General features: G+C 71.7%; 7 protein-coding genes and 1 pseudogene. 5 read left to right on the forward strand and 3 right to left on the reverse strand.

Annotation, left to right across the window (positions count from 1 at the left end):
• Window positions 1–24 precede the first annotated feature (24 nt).
• The 3 genes from glgX (at window position 25) to ACGFWI_RS35615 (ending at window position 6,373) form a co-directional block, all read left to right on the forward strand.
• Window positions 25–2,280, forward strand: a complete 2,256-nt coding sequence (gene glgX, locus ACGFWI_RS35605) for a glycogen debranching protein GlgX (protein WP_393910209.1) — start codon at window positions 25–27, stop codon at window positions 2,278–2,280.
• Window positions 2,281–2,462: 182 nt separating this feature from the next.
• Window positions 2,463–4,475 (forward strand): ABC transporter transmembrane domain-containing protein, encoded by a 2,013-nt coding sequence (locus ACGFWI_RS35610; protein WP_393910210.1) that lies wholly within the window; start codon window positions 2,463–2,465, stop codon window positions 4,473–4,475.
• Window positions 4,472–6,373 carry an ABC transporter ATP-binding protein gene (locus ACGFWI_RS35615; RefSeq protein WP_393910211.1) on the forward strand — a complete coding sequence of 634 codons (1,902 nt, stop codon included), beginning with the start codon at window positions 4,472–4,474 and terminating at the stop codon, window positions 6,371–6,373. The genes ACGFWI_RS35610 and ACGFWI_RS35615 overlap by 4 nt, the downstream gene beginning before the upstream one ends.
• Window positions 6,374–6,580: 207 nt before the next feature.
• Here the strand turns inward: ACGFWI_RS35615 and ACGFWI_RS35620 are convergent.
• From ACGFWI_RS35620 to ACGFWI_RS35630, 3 genes and pseudogenes are all read right to left on the reverse strand, one after another.
• Window positions 6,581–6,757 (reverse strand): annotated as a pseudogene (locus ACGFWI_RS35620) (VOC family protein); the annotation flags it as partial.
• Window positions 6,758–7,240: 483 nt separating this feature from the next.
• Window positions 7,241–9,667 (reverse strand): NACHT domain-containing protein, encoded by a 2,427-nt coding sequence (locus tag ACGFWI_RS35625; protein WP_393910212.1) that lies wholly within the window; start codon window positions 9,665–9,667, stop codon window positions 7,241–7,243.
• Entirely contained in the window at window positions 9,651–9,821 is a 171-nt protein-coding gene (locus tag ACGFWI_RS35630) for a hypothetical protein (protein WP_393910213.1), read from the reverse strand. Before ACGFWI_RS35630 ends, ACGFWI_RS35625 begins: the two co-directional genes overlap by 17 nt.
• Before the next feature lie 406 nt (window positions 9,822–10,227).
• Here ACGFWI_RS35630 and ACGFWI_RS35635 point away from each other — a divergent pair, with 406 nt between their 5' ends.
• Together ACGFWI_RS35635 and ACGFWI_RS35640 are read left to right on the forward strand one after the other, a co-directional pair.
• A complete protein-coding gene (locus ACGFWI_RS35635) occupies window positions 10,228–12,114 on the forward strand; it encodes an ABC transporter transmembrane domain-containing protein (protein ID WP_393910214.1) in 1,887 nt (628 codons plus the stop codon).
• Window positions 12,111–13,973: an ABC transporter ATP-binding protein gene (locus ACGFWI_RS35640; RefSeq protein ID WP_393910215.1), complete on the forward strand. Its 1,863-nt coding sequence runs from the start codon at window positions 12,111–12,113 to the stop codon at window positions 13,971–13,973. The genes ACGFWI_RS35635 and ACGFWI_RS35640 overlap by 4 nt, the downstream gene beginning before the upstream one ends.
• Window positions 13,974–14,260 lie beyond the last annotated feature (287 nt).

A 14,260-nucleotide genomic window follows, 5' to 3' on the forward strand; every position in this document is an offset into this window, starting at 1 on the left:
CCATGAGCCGCAGGAGGCCGGCACGTGTCGAGCGCACCCGAGCAGGAGGCGGTGGCGGATGAACCACTCGCCCCACCCGCGGACATCCGCCCCGGCAGCCCCACACCACTGGGGGCCCGATACCGCACCGGACCCGACGGCATCGCCGGCACCAACTTCGCCCTGTGGGCGGGCGGCGCCGAGGCCGTGGAACTCTGTCTCTTCGACGACGCGGAGCGCGAGACGCGCCATGCGCTGACCGAGCTCACCCATGAGATCTGGCACGGCTTTCTGCCCGGTGTCCACCCCGGCCAGCGCTACGGCTACCGGGTGCACGGCCGCTGGGACCCCTGGACCGGCGCCCGCTGGAATCCGGCGAAGCTGCTGCTCGACCCGTATGCCAGGGCGGTGGACGGCGACTTCGGCACCCGTACGGAGCCGTCCGGCGCGGGGCTCGCGCTGCCGGCCCAGCTCTACGGTCATGTCCGTGACTGGCCGCAGCAGCAGGCCGCCGACACCGTGCGCGACGACCGGGACTCGGCGCCGTACGTCCCCAAGGGCGTCGTGGTCGGCGAGGACACCGGGGACGAGGGCGGCGTCGACGAATGGCAGGACGACCGCCGGCCCAAGACGCCCTGGCCGGATTCCGTTCTCTACGAACTGCATGTGCGCGGCTTCACGATGCGTCATCCCGGTATCCCGGAGCGGCTGCGCGGCACCTATGCGGGGCTCGCGCACCCCGCCGCGCTGGAACACCTCGTCCGGCTCGGCGTCACCGCCGTCGAGCTGCTGCCCGTCCACCAGTTCGCGCACGAGGACCACCTGGTGCGCCGGGGGCTGCGCAACTACTGGGGCTACAACTCCATCGGCTACTTCGCGCCACATGCCGGATATGCCGCCACGGGTACCCGGGGGCAGCAGGTCGGCGAGTTCAAGCGGATGGTGCGGGCGCTGCACGACGCCGGCATCGAGGTGATCCTCGACGTCGTCTACAACCACACCGCGGAGGCCGGCGAGCTGGGCCCGACGCTCTCCCTGCGGGGCATCGACAACCGCGGCTACTACCGCCTGGCGGGCGAGGCCCGCCGCTACGCCGACTACACCGGCTGCGGCAACACCCTGCATGTCGTCCAGCCCCATGTGCTGCGGCTGATCACCGATTCACTGCGCTACTGGGTCACCGAGATGGGCGTGGACGGCTTCCGCTTCGATCTGGCGGCCGCGCTGGCCCGTTCCATGCACGACGTCGACATGCTCTCCCCGTTCCTCGCGGTGATCGCCCAGGACCCGGTGCTGCGCCGGGTCAAGCTGATCGCCGAGCCCTGGGACGTGGGCTCCGGCGGCTATCAGGTGGGCGCCTTCCCGCCGTTGTGGACGGAGTGGAACGACCGCTACCGCGACACCGTCCGCGACTTCTGGCGCGGCGCCCAGCACGATGTACGCGACCTGGGCTACCGGCTCTCCGGATCGAGCGACCTCTACGCCTGGGGCGGGCGCCGCCCCTACGCCTCGGTCAATTTCATCACCGCGCACGACGGTTTCACCCTCCGCGACCTGGTCAGCTACGAGCGCAAACGCAATGCGGACAACGGGGAGGGCAACCGCGACGGCACCCACGACAACCGGTCCTGGAACTGCGGTGCCGAGGGCGAGACCGACGACCAGGAGGTGGCCGCGCTGCGCCGCCGCCAGCTGCGCAATCTGCTGACCACCCTGCTGCTGTCGACGGGCGTGCCGATGCTGGTCGCCGGCGACGAGATGGGCCGCACCCAGCACGGCAACAACAACGCCTACTGCCAGGACAACGCGACCAGTTGGCTCGACTGGTCACTGCTGGAGGACCCGCAGTGGCGCCCGCTGGCCGACCTCGCCGCCCGCCTCATCGCCCTGCGCCGCGCGCACCCCGTGCTCCGCCGCCGGGCGTTCTTCTCCGGGCGGCCGCATCAGCAGGGCGGTCTGCGCGATCTCGCCTGGTTCACCGCGGACGGTACGGAGATGACCGAACAGGACTGGTACACCCCGGGAGCCACGCTGGGCATGTACCTCTCCGGGAACGACATCTCCCAACGCGACGCCCGGGGCATCCACATCGTCGACGACAGCTTCCTGGCCGTGCTCCACGCCGCCGACCGGCCCCGCCCGTTCACCCTCCCCGGACCGCCCTGGGCCCGCGCCTACGAACTCCTCGTCGACACGGCGCGGGAGGACCAGCCGGGGGCGGCGGAACCTCCGTACGCGGCGGGCGGTTCGCTCACGCTGGCCGGGCGGTCGGTGCTGCTGTTCCGGGCCGTGCCGGGCTGAGGGAGGCGGCGGGACGGCGGCGGGCGCACCTCGGCCGGCGGGGCGGCCGGGCGGCGGCACGGGCCCGTCGGCCGCAGGACGGCGGGCCCGGCGGGCCATCGGCGTGCGGCTCGGAACAGCGGGCCGGCCGGCCGGGAAAACCACATGAGCGTTGTCAGTGACGCGCCTTACGCTCGCGAGTGATGGCCGATACCGCGCACACCTCGCCCCCGACCGACCGGACCGCCTTACCTCAGCACTCCGCAGTGCGCTCGCTGTTGCGCCTGTGGCCGTTCGCCCGGCCCGTGCGGGCGCGCTTGTTCACCGCCGCGTTCGTGGCCGTACTCGCCTCGTGCATCAGCCTGGTCATTCCGCTGGTGCTCAAGTGGCTGGTGGACGGGCCGGTGGCCGAGCGCGACCCCGGCGGGGTGTGGCTCGGTGGCGCCTGTCTCCTGCTGCTCGGGGTCGCGGAGGCCTTGCTGTTCGGGCTGCGGCGGCGGCTGGTGGCGCGTCCGCTGGCCGGGGTGGAGGCGGCGATGCGCGAGGCGCTGTACCACCATCTGCAGCGGCTCCCGGTCGCCTTCCACGATCGCTGGTCATCCGGCCAGTTGTTGTCGCGCGGCACGACCGACCTTCAGCTGCTGCGCCTGTTTCTCGCCTTCCCCCTGACCTTTCTGCTGGTCAACGCCACGACCATCCTGGTGGGCGCGGTGCTCCTGCTGGTCCAGCGGTGGTCGCTGGGGCTGGTGCTGTTGGCGCCGGTGCTGCCGCTGATGGTGCTGTGCTCGGTCTTCGAGGCGAAGTACGGGCGCGCCGCGCGCCGGACCCAGGACCAGCTCGGCGATCTGACGACGGTGGTCGAGGAGTCGGTGCTCGGTATCCGCATCATCAAGGGCTTCGGTCGCCATCGCAGCCAGGCGCGGGCCTTCCGGCAGCTGACGCATGCGCTGCGTACGTCCGAACTCCGCAAGGCACGGCTGCTGGCCTGGATCCTGGGCTTCAACACCACGCTGCCGGAGATCGCGATCGGCGGCGCTCTGGTGCTCGGCACGCTCCAGGTGGCCGACGGCGTGCTGTCCGCGGGCACCCTCGTCGCCTTCCTGTCGGCCGCGCTGGCGCTGCGCTGGCCGGTGGAGTCGATGGGCTTCCTGCTGGCCATGAGCAACGAGGCCGCGGCGGCCACCGACCGGTACTTCGAGGTCATGGACGAGCCGGCGGTGGACGAATCGGGGACGGACGCACGGGTGGTCGCCGACGAACCGGCGACGGACGCACGAGCCGCCGATGTGCCGTCCCGGCACACACCGGCGCCGGACGCACCGGCCCGACGTGAACCGGTCCGGCATGAGCCCGCCCGACATGAGCCCGCCCAACATGAGCCGGTCCGGCATGAGCCCGTCCGGCATGAGCCCGCCGCGCGGAAACGCGCCACACAGGACGCGGCCCGGGAGATACCGGCGCCGTCCGGGACCGGCGGGCTGGCCTTCTCCGGCGTCGAGTTCCGCTACCCCGATGCGCCGCCGGACGCCCCGCCCCTCCTCAAGGACATCACCCTGCACATCCGGCCCGGCGAGACGATGGCGCTGGTCGGGGCGACGGGCAGCGGGAAGACCACGCTCACGGCGCTGGTGCCGCGGCTGTACGACCCGACCGCCGGCCGGATCAGCCTCGACGGACGCGATCTGGCGACCCTCAGCCGGAACGAGGCCCGTGCGCTGGTCGCGGTGGCTTTCGAGGAGCCGACGCTCTTCTCGGCGACCGCCGCGGAGAATGTGCTGATGGGCGGTGAAAGCGCCCAAGAGAGCGACCTCCGGCGGGCGTTGGCGGTGGCGCAGGCCGAGGGATTCGTCGGCGCCCTCCCCGAGGGCAGCGCGACCCAGGTCGGGGAGCAGGGGCTGAGCCTGTCCGGCGGGCAGCGACAGCGGCTCGCCCTGGCCCGTGCCGTCGTGGCCCGGCCGCGCTTCCTGATTCTCGACGACCCGCTCTCCGCCCTCGATGTGCACACCGAGGCGCTGGTGGAGGCGGCGCTGCGCCGGGTCCTGGCGACCACCACCGCCCTGGTCGTCGCCCACCGGCCGTCCACGGTCCTGCTCGCCGACCGGGTGGCGCTGCTGTCCGGCGGCCGGATCGCCGCCGTCGGCACCCACCACCAACTGCTCCGGGGCAACCCCGAGTACGCCACCCTGATGTCCGGCGAGGGAGAGGGCGCCCGATGACCACCACCGCAACCGGCCTCCCGTCCGACGACCCCGAGGACCGCCCCGGCCCGCAGCAACGGCCGCCTTCCCCACCGCACCCCCCGAAGGCCGAGGGCTCCCCCGCCACCGACGCCTTCGCTCATGATGCGCCCCCCACCCCCAAGGGCGCCTCGCGCGCCCTGCTGGCCTCCCTGCTTGCGCCGCACCGGCGCCGGGTCTGGGCGGTGGCCCTTTCGCTGCTGCTCCAGCAGGCCGCCGTGCAGGCCGGTCCGCTGCTGGTCGCCTACACGCTCGACCGCGCGGTGCCGGCGCTGCGGGCGGGCGATCACGGGCCGCTGATCGCCGTGGCGGTGGCGGCGGTGGTGTGCGCGGTGGCGTCCGGCGGGCTGCAGTTCGGCTTCATCCAGCTCTCCGCGCGGGTCAGCCAGGACGTGCTGCTCGACCTCCGCGGCCGGATCTTCCGACATGCACAGGCGCTGAGCCTGGACTTCCACGAGCGCTATACGTCCGGCCGGCTGATCTCCCGCGCCACCACGGACGTGGAGTCGCTGCGCGAACTCCTGGAGGAGGGGTTCCAGGAGCTGATCACGATCGTTCTCTCGACGGTCTACATCACCGCCACCCTGGTCTTTCTGGACTGGGGCTTCGGCGCGGCCGCCCTCGCCTCCGCCGGGCCGCTCGCCCTCCTCGTACGCTCCTTCCGGCACCGTTCGCACCGGATCTACAGCGCGAAGTCCACGGCGATGGCGGGCGTCATCGTGAAGTTCACCGAGACCCTCAACGGCATCCGCCCGGTGCAGGCGTTCCGCCGCGAGCGGCAGAACGACGCCGCGTTCTCACGGCTGAACCACGACCACGCCCGGATCAACGGCGACACCTTCCTGGAGATGGCGCGCTATGTCGTCCTCTCCCGGCTGGTGGCCAATACCGCGGTCGCCGCGATCGTCCTGTGGGGCGCCTACCGCGTGGCCACGGGAGGCCTGGCGCTCGGCGTGCTGGCCGCCGGGGTGCTCTATCTGCGGCGGCTGTACGACCCCATCGACCGGCTCGGAATGTTCCTCAACTCCTATGAGTCCGCGGCCGCTTCGCTCCAGAAGATCGCCGGACTGCTCGCCCGGCGCCCCGGTGTCCCGGAGCCGGATGTACCCGCCACGCTGCCGGCCGTCGCGGCCGCCCGGCCGGGCCGCGAGGTCACCTTCCGCGACGTCCGCTTCGCCTACCGCACGGGCGGCGAGGTGCTGCCCCGCTTCGATCTGACCCTCGCGGCGGGCACGACAGTCGCCGTGGTGGGCTCGACCGGCGCCGGCAAGTCCACCCTCGCCAAGCTGCTGGCCCGCTTCTACGACCCCACCGAGGGCCGGGTGCTGCTCGACGGCGTCGATCTGCGGGCGTTGTCCACCACCACGCTGCGCCGCGGCGTCGTCATGGTCACCCAGGAGGCGTTCCTGTTCTCCGGCACCGTCGCCGACAACATCGCCCTGGGCCGCCCGGACGCCACCCGCGAGGAGATCGAGCGCGCCGCGAAGGCCATCGGCGCCCATGACTTCATCACCGCGCTGCCGGACGGCTACGACACCGACGTCCGCAAGCGCGGCGGCCGTATCTCCGCCGGTCAGCGCCAACTGGTCGGCTTCGCCCGCGCCCTGCTCGCCGACCCCGCCGTCCTCATCCTCGACGAGGCCACCAGTTCGCTGGACATCCCCGGCGAACGCGCGGTGCAGCGCGCCATGACCACGGTGCTGCAGGGCCGTACGGCCCTGGTGATCGCGCATCGCCTCTCGACCGTCGAGATCGCCGACCGGGTCCTGGTCATGGCCGACGGCCGGATCGTCGAGGACGGCCCGCCCAAGCAACTCATCGCCGGCCGGGGCCGGTTCGCCGAGCTGCATCAGGCCTGGCGGGACAGTGTGGGGTAGGGGCGGACGGTGTAGGTTCCGCGTTCCGATGGACAACAGACCCATCAATTGGGCAATGGATGAGCAATTTCACCGGTTCCGTGGTCACTGACTGCTCTCAGTAACTACGGTCCTCCGCAGGGCGTCCCGCCCACCGCTCATATCACCGACCCCGTCCCGCCCGGACGGGACATGAGCCATTGCTCTGGATTCCGCGTCGCTCCACCGTCACTCGGGCAGGTTCAGTTGCCAGGAGACGCCGAAGCGGTCGTTCACCCAGCCGAACTTGGCGCTGAAGCCGTACGAACCCAGCGGCATGAGCTCCGTGCCCTGTTCGGCAAGGGCGCCGTAGAGGCGATCGAGCTCGGCCTCGGTATCGCACTCGACGAGCAGGGATACCGCCGGAGTGAACCCGCCTTCCGGGTGCTGGCGTCAGTCCTTCGAGGACGAGGCTAGGACCTACCTCTGACACCGGCCCCACGGACACCACAGGCCTTCTCCTTCTGATCTTGTCGATTGAGCCCGCGGCCAACCCGCCCATCGCAGCGATCTCTCTGCGGTCCGCTGGAACGAGGACGGGTGCGGTCAGGACGAGGCGTGCGGGCTGGACGAATACGGCCTCATCGCTTGATCGCCTTGGTCGGAACCGCCGGTCGGGCCGCCTACGGCGCGGCGGGCCGCACCTGCTGCGCACTGAATGCGCAATTCCGGCCCTGAGGGCGCAATGACTCCGAACAGACAGCCCCCCACCCCTCGTCGTCCGGTCCGAAATGCGCTGCGCCACAACACCGGCGGCCCCCGCAAACCGGCGCGATCGTCGAGGCCGGCTGCAGTGGTGCTCTCCCCTTTCGATCACGGCCGGCTCATATGAAGCCCGCCGCGATCTCTTCACTCTGAGGGATCGGGCTGGAGTGGCAGAGCATCTCCAGCCGGAGGAGTTTCCAGCGTAGGCGAGCCTTTTCTGGCTCGCACCATATCGGCTTCCGCACGGATCATGTCCGCATTTGCCCGGGTCCGCTCCGCATCAGCCTGCCCACGAGCCTGCACGTATTTCGAGAGTCCCGTAAGTGTCCCCCCTACCAAGGCGCCGATAGCCGTAGCCAGAGAGACGATTGTGGTGACGACGATAGGCGCGTCAGAGGGCCCTAGACTGCCGTAATTTTGGAGTTTTGCAAGTATGTCGCGAGTGCCTGCCCAGGAGAGGAGCAGGAGTAGTGCAACTACAGCGGACAGGATTACCCAGGGGGGCGTCCTTTTAAGGATGGCCATCCTGCTTTTCGTCACCTCTTCCTCATTTTGACGCACTTGGTATTGAGCTGAAAAGTGGTCTTGAAGTTGAGCGTGGCGGAATTGGTAGACCGCGCCGGACTGGCGCAGAACACCCCGCCGGCAGGCGTCATCGAGGAAAGTGATCAGCGCCCAGGGCAACCGTCCGGTCAGTGGCAACCACATTCGCGAGAGGGCCACCCACCGTCCCCAAGCGGTCAAACTGAGCCCGCACCCGAGCCCACCGCCGATCCCGAAAACGAGCCCGGCCAAGAGTCCGCGAAGGGGCCCGGACATGAGCCCGAGGGCGAGCCCGGCCGGGAACCCGATAACCAGCATCCACACGAGCATCTGGAAGACCACGTTTTTGCGGTTGGTGCTCAACAGGTCCGCGGCGCTGACCGCAGAGCTGGTGTCCATGGGAGCTTCCAGCCAGGCCATGATGCCGAACGCGAGCCCGGCCCCGAGCCCGACCTCGAGCGGGAACAGGAGCGCGCCCATGAGCCCGCCGTCCAGTCCGTCGTCGAACCCCAGCGGAGCGACCACGAACCTGTCCACGAGCACCAGCACGAGCGCAGCCGGGAGCCCGACCCCCAGCCCCCGCAGGAGCATGGGGACGACCTTGGCACGCCTCTGCCTGGTCGCGCCGAAGGTATGTATGTGTACGCGCGACGGTTCACATGGCGCGCCCCCGGACGCGAACCCGCACACGAGCCCGAAGACCAGCCCGACGACGAGCCCGTGCAGGAGCCCGACCAGGAGCCCTCGACCGAGCGCGAACCCGAGCCCCTGCTCGGTCGCGACCAGGTCCACGGGCAGGTTCCCGATCCCGGTCGTGACCCCGAAGGCCAGTGCGGCCAGGAACCCGACCACGAGCATGCGCGAAGAACGGCGCATGGTGGTGCCCAGTTCCCACCAGGCCAGGTCGCGGGTGCCGAGCTCCTGCAGGTGCGCGGCGAGGTAGCCGAGCCAGCGCTGGGCACGTTCGGGGTGCCACTGACGGCGATGGCCGGTGCCGCGGCCGGTCGGTGTGGGGTCGTAGACGGCGGGGAGGAAGGCTGCCAGGAGATGGTCCTGCAGGGCTTCGGGGGAGGCGAACTGCCCGGTGTCCAGAAGATCTGCGGGGGCGTGCCCGGGAGCGTCGCTGAAGAGAGTGCGGGCCAGGCCGACCATCAGTGGGGTGGCGAGCACCTTGGCGACGTTCTCCGCGCCCGGACTGCGCGGCTCCTCGCGCAGCCGGGCCAGGACCGGTTCCCACCCGCTACTGTCCTCGCCGCCGTCTCTGACCGGTCGGCTGCCCCGGTGCAGGTAGTCGGCGTAGTCGTCCACGCTGAGGTACTCCAGCTCAATGACGGCGGCTTCCGTCAGCACGCAGGTGTTCTCCACGGCGCGGCTGTACTCCGTGGGGCGGCTGGTGAGCAGCAGCGGCGTGGTGGTGCGGTTGAGCGCTCGCAGCGCCGCACCGTGCAGGCCGCCGGCGATCTCGTCGAAGCCGTCGAGAACAGGAAGGATCTTGTCCTCACCGAGCAGCAGAGCGGCCAGATTTCCTCCGTTCCCGGCGGGAGCTGCCAGGAAGGGGTAGTCGCGCACCAGTTGGCTGCACAGCCAGTCATCGAGTGAGATGGTGGCCGGATCCCAGGAACCCAGACCGAAAATCACCGGTACCCGGTCGCCGGCGGCACTGGCCCTCAGCCGGTCGAGGACGAAGCACAGGGTCAGGATCGTCTTGCCGGACCCGCCCTCACCCAGCACCACCAGCCGACGGGACGGAATGGACTCATATACCTCTACGATCCGGTCGAGCTGACCGTCCAGCGGGAGGGGCGCCGAGTGTGTCCCGGGCGGGAGTTGGCGGATATTGGCCCAGTGATCGAACACATCCCGGCCGGTGCACCCGAAGCGCACGGCGAGCGGGAACGGGTCCCCAACGCGCCGCCACTGCCCCTCGCGATGCCATTGCCCGTACACATCGCGGGCGAGTCGCTCGGCCGCCTCTCCCGGTCCGGCTCGAACACCCCGCCGGCTGCGGCGCTCATCGCTCGTGCGCATCGGCGGGCCCGGAAGCGAACAGCGGGTTGCTCGACCCGGTCAGGGGCGGCTGCAACGCCGACTTGATGCGCTGGGTCGAGGTGGTGCCCACCGCCGCGTCCGCACCGGACTCCACCGCCCGCAGATCCCTGATCACACTGGCTAACCCGATCACGCCACGCCCCCTTTGCCGAGCTCACCGGTCACCCGGGACTGTAGACCCCTGATGCCTCTCTGACCGCTGGGCCGGCGGATCTCTGGTGGGGATCCCGGCAGCAAAGGGCCGTTGACGGCAACGTCAGGCGCAGCTACTCCTGCCCTGACCGAGCAGACCGCGCCCGGTGTCTCGGAGGCAAAGGCCGTACGCCCGGAGCGGCCATGGCCGTCTGGCCGCCGGGGGCTGTCCATGGCCGGTGAATCCCGGTTAGCGGAACCGGAGTTCACCGAGACGTTTCCGCAGGACGCGGTGCTCACGAATGCGCGGCCGCACTACAGGACGGCAGGTCCGGGCAAAGGGGCGAACGCACTCATGAGGCAGCGGACGGCATGATGGCGAAGACCATCTGAGGGGGGGACGGCACATGACGGACACCACGAGCGGCCAGGGGATTCCCGGCCATCGCACTGCCGGTCGGTATCTGTGGTGGCTGGTGGCCGGCCAACGGGGGCGGGTGGCGGCGGGCGCCTCGTACGGGAGCCTGTGGATGGTGGGGCTGATGCTGCCGCCGTATGTGCTGTCACGGGCCATCGACGGCGGGCTGGTCCCGGGCCGGATGCCGGTGCTGCTCGGCTGGGTGGCGGTGCTGCTCGGGGTCGGGGTGCTGAACGCCTGGCTGGCGGTCATGCGGCATCGCACGATGACCCGCATCCGGATGGACGCCACCTTCCGTACGGTGCGCGCCGTTGTGGCGCAGACGCTGCGGCTGGGGGCGGCGCTGCCCCACAAGGTGACGGCCGGGGAGGTCGTCACGATCGGGATCGGCGATGTGGCGGTGATCAGCCGGACGCTGACGATGACCGGGCCCGGCGTCGGCGGGGTGCTGGCGTATGCGGTCGTCGCCGTACTGCTGCTGGCCGTCTCGCCGCTGCTGGCCGTGGTGGTGCTGCTGGGTGTGCCGCTGCTCGCGGTGCTGGTCGGACCGCTGCTGGGGCGGCTGCAGGGCGCGGAGACGCGGTATCGCGAGCGGCAGAGCGGGCTGGCGGCGCGGCTGACGGACCTGGTCGGCGGACTGCGGGTGCTCAACGGCCTGGGCGGGAAAGAGGTGTTCGCCGGCCGCTACCGGCGCGCGTCGCAGGCGCTGCGCGGCGAGGGGTACCGCGTCGGTGCGGTGACGAGCTGGGTGCAGGCGCTCGGGATCGGCCTGCCGACGCTGTTCCTGGCCGCGGTGACCTGGCCGGCGGCGCGGATGGCGGCCCAAGGCACCCTCACCGTGGGCGAGTTGGTGGCGGTCTACGGCTATGCGGCGGCGCTGGTGGTGCCGGTGTCGTTCTTCGTCGAGGGCGGCTATGACCTCACCCGGGGGCTGGTGGCCGCCCGTCGCGTCGTACGGTTCCTGGCGCTGGAGCCGGACCGCACATACCCCGCGGACCGCAACGACCCCGCGGACCGCACGGGGGACACCGGCGCGGCGCAGGACGCTCCCGCCGTCGCATCCGCGCTGTGTGATCCGGCGTCGGGCGTCGAGGTGGTTCCCGGACTGTTGACCGCGGTGACCGCCGCCCGCCCGGCCGAGTCGCAGGCGGTGGTCGACCGCCTCGGCCGGTTCGCGGGTTCGGCCGCGACCTGGGGCACGGTACGTCTCGACGAGATGGCGCCACGGCAGCTCCGCGACCGGATCCTGGTGGCGGACAACGAAGCGGATCTGTTCGCCGGGACGCTGCGCGAGGTGGTCGGCGGGCGACGGGACCGGGCCGAGGAGGCGATCGACCGCGCCGTCCGTACGGCCATGGCCGACGACATCGTCCACGGTCTGCCGGACGGGCTCGACGCACCGGTCGAGGCGCAGGGCCGCAATCTCTCCGGCGGGCAGCGGCAGCGGCTGCGCCTGGTGCGGGCGCTGCTGGCCGACCCCGAGGTGCTGCTCGCCGTCGAACCGACCTCGGCGGTCGACGCGCACACCGAGGCGGGTATCGCGACCCGGCTGCACACCGCCCGTGCGGGCCGTACCACGGTGGTCACCAGCACCTCGCCCCTGCTGCTCGACCGGGCCGACCGGGTGTACTTCCTCGTCGACGGCACGGTCGCGGCCGTCGGCAGTCATCGTGAACTCCTCGACGGGCAGCCCGGATACCGCCGCCTGGTCTCCCGGGGCGAGGACGAGGACGACGGGGGCGAGAGCGAGCGCGATGACAGGGACGGGGACGGGGACAAGGGTGGGGACGGGGACAGGAACGGGGACGGGGAAGGCGACGGCACCCACACCGTGAGGACTCCCGAGGTGTCCGTGGCAAAGGAGGACGTGCGATGACGGCGACCACCACCCGGCCCGGACGGACCGACGACGACGGGCTGCCGGACGGCGCGGCGCTGCCGGTGGCCGATCGGGCCACCACCCGGCGGGCGGCGCTCCGGCTGATCCGGCGGGACGGCCGGGCCTTCGCCCTGATGCTCGCGCTGAACGCACTGGCCGCCGGCGCCGGACTGGCCGGCCCCTGGCTGCTCGGCCGGCTCGTGGACGCGGTGCGGGACGGCGACGGGGTGCACACGGTGGACCGGCTGGCGCTGGTCCTCCTGGTGTGCGCGGCGGCACAGCTGCTGCTGGCGCGGTACGCCCGGTTCGTCGGGCACCGCTTCGGGGAGCGGACCGTGGCGCGGATCCGCGAGGAGTTCGTCGACCGGGCGCTGGCGCTGCCCGCCGCGACGGTGGAGCGGGCGGGTACCGGCGATCTGACGGCCCGTGGCACGTCGGACGTCACCTCGGTCGCGCAGACGCTGCGGGACGCCGCGCCGGAGGTGTTCATCGCCGTGTCGCAGGCCCTGTTCCTGCTGGCTGCGGTGGTGGTGCTCGATCCGCTGCTCGGCGCCTGCGGGCTGGGGATGCTGTGCGGCCTGGCCGCGGTCCGGTGGTATCTGCGCCGGGCACACACCGCGTATCTGGCGGAGGGTGCGGCGACCTCGGCGCTCGCCGAGCTGCTGGCGGCCACCGCGGCGGGCGCCCGGACCGTCGAGGCCCTGGGGCTCGAGGAGCGCCGGACGGCTGCGAGCGAGCAGGCCATCGAGCGGTGCCGCCGTACCCGTACCCGTACGCTCTTCCTGCGCAGCGTGCTGCTGCCCGCCGTGGATGCCTCGTACGTCCTCCCGGTGGTCGGCGTTCTGCTGGTCGGCGGGGCGCTGCAGGGGCAGGGCGGGATCAGCCTGGGCGTGGTGGTTTCCGCGGCGCTGTATCTGCGGCAGCTGTCCGGGCCGCTGGAGACGATCATGCTCTGGATCGAGCAACTGCAGAGCAGCGGCGCCGCGTTCGCCCGTGTCGAGGGCCTGGGCGCGGCGCCCCGGACCACCGGCGCCGCCCTCCTGCCCCGCCCTTCCCCGGAACCATCCCTCGCGGCACCCGCCACACCTGCCGACGACCGCATCGACGTCACCGCCGTCCACTACGCCTACGACACCGGGGACGACGGCCCGCGCACCGCCGCACCTCGCGACGTCCTGCACGGCGTGGACCTGACCGTCCGCCCCGGCGAACGCCTCGCCGTGGTCGGCCCCTCGGGAGCCGGCAAGTCCACCCTGGGGCGGCTGCTGGCCGGTATCGACGCACCCCGCAGCGGCTCGGTGACGGTCGGCCGGGTGCCCATCGCCGCGCTGGATCCGGAGACGCTGCGCCGGCAGGTCGTCCTCGTGACACAGGAGCACCACGTCTTCCTCGGCACCGTCCGGGACAATCTGCAGATCGCCGCGCCCGACGCGGACGACGTCACGCTGCGCGCCGCGCTGGCCGCCGTCGGCGCCGACTGGGCCGAGGAACTGCCGGCCGGCCTGGACACCGAACTGGGCGCCGGCGGCCACCGCCCCGACGGCGCGCAGTCCCAGCAACTGGCCCTGGCCCGTGTGGTGCTGGCGGATCCGCACACCCTGATCCTGGACGAGGCGACGGCGCTGCTCGACCCCCGTACGGCGCGGCACACGGAGCGCGCCCTGGCCGCCGTCCTGAAGGGCCGTACGGTCATCGCCATCGCGCACCGTCTGCACACCGCTCACGACGCGGACCGGGTGGCCGTCATGGAGGCCGGCCGACTGTCCGAACTCGGCACGCACGACGAGCTGGTGGCGGCGAACGGCGCGTATGCCGCCCTGTGGCACTCCTGGCACGGCCAGGGGGTGTCCGGCTGACCGGCCCGACGCCACCGCGGACGGCGGCTCGCGGTGGCATGCGCTCCGGGCGGAGCGGGCGGTGCGGGCGCCGGTATGTCTCCGGAGCCCGCCGAGGGGCCGTGGAGGCGGATCTTCCTGGGACGGGATCCGGACGGCTATGAGCTGCTGTTCCCGCGGTTTTCGGAGGTTTGAAAGGGCGGGACGGGATCGCGCGGCCGATCACGGGCCGTCCGCCTTCCGGACACCGATTTCGCGCAACGGACGGTTTCCGGCCAATTCATTGAACGGTGCCTGACAACAAGCCA

Source organism: Streptomyces sp. NPDC048434, from assembly GCF_043200375.1.
GTDB lineage: Bacteria > Actinomycetota > Actinomycetes > Streptomycetales > Streptomycetaceae > Streptomyces.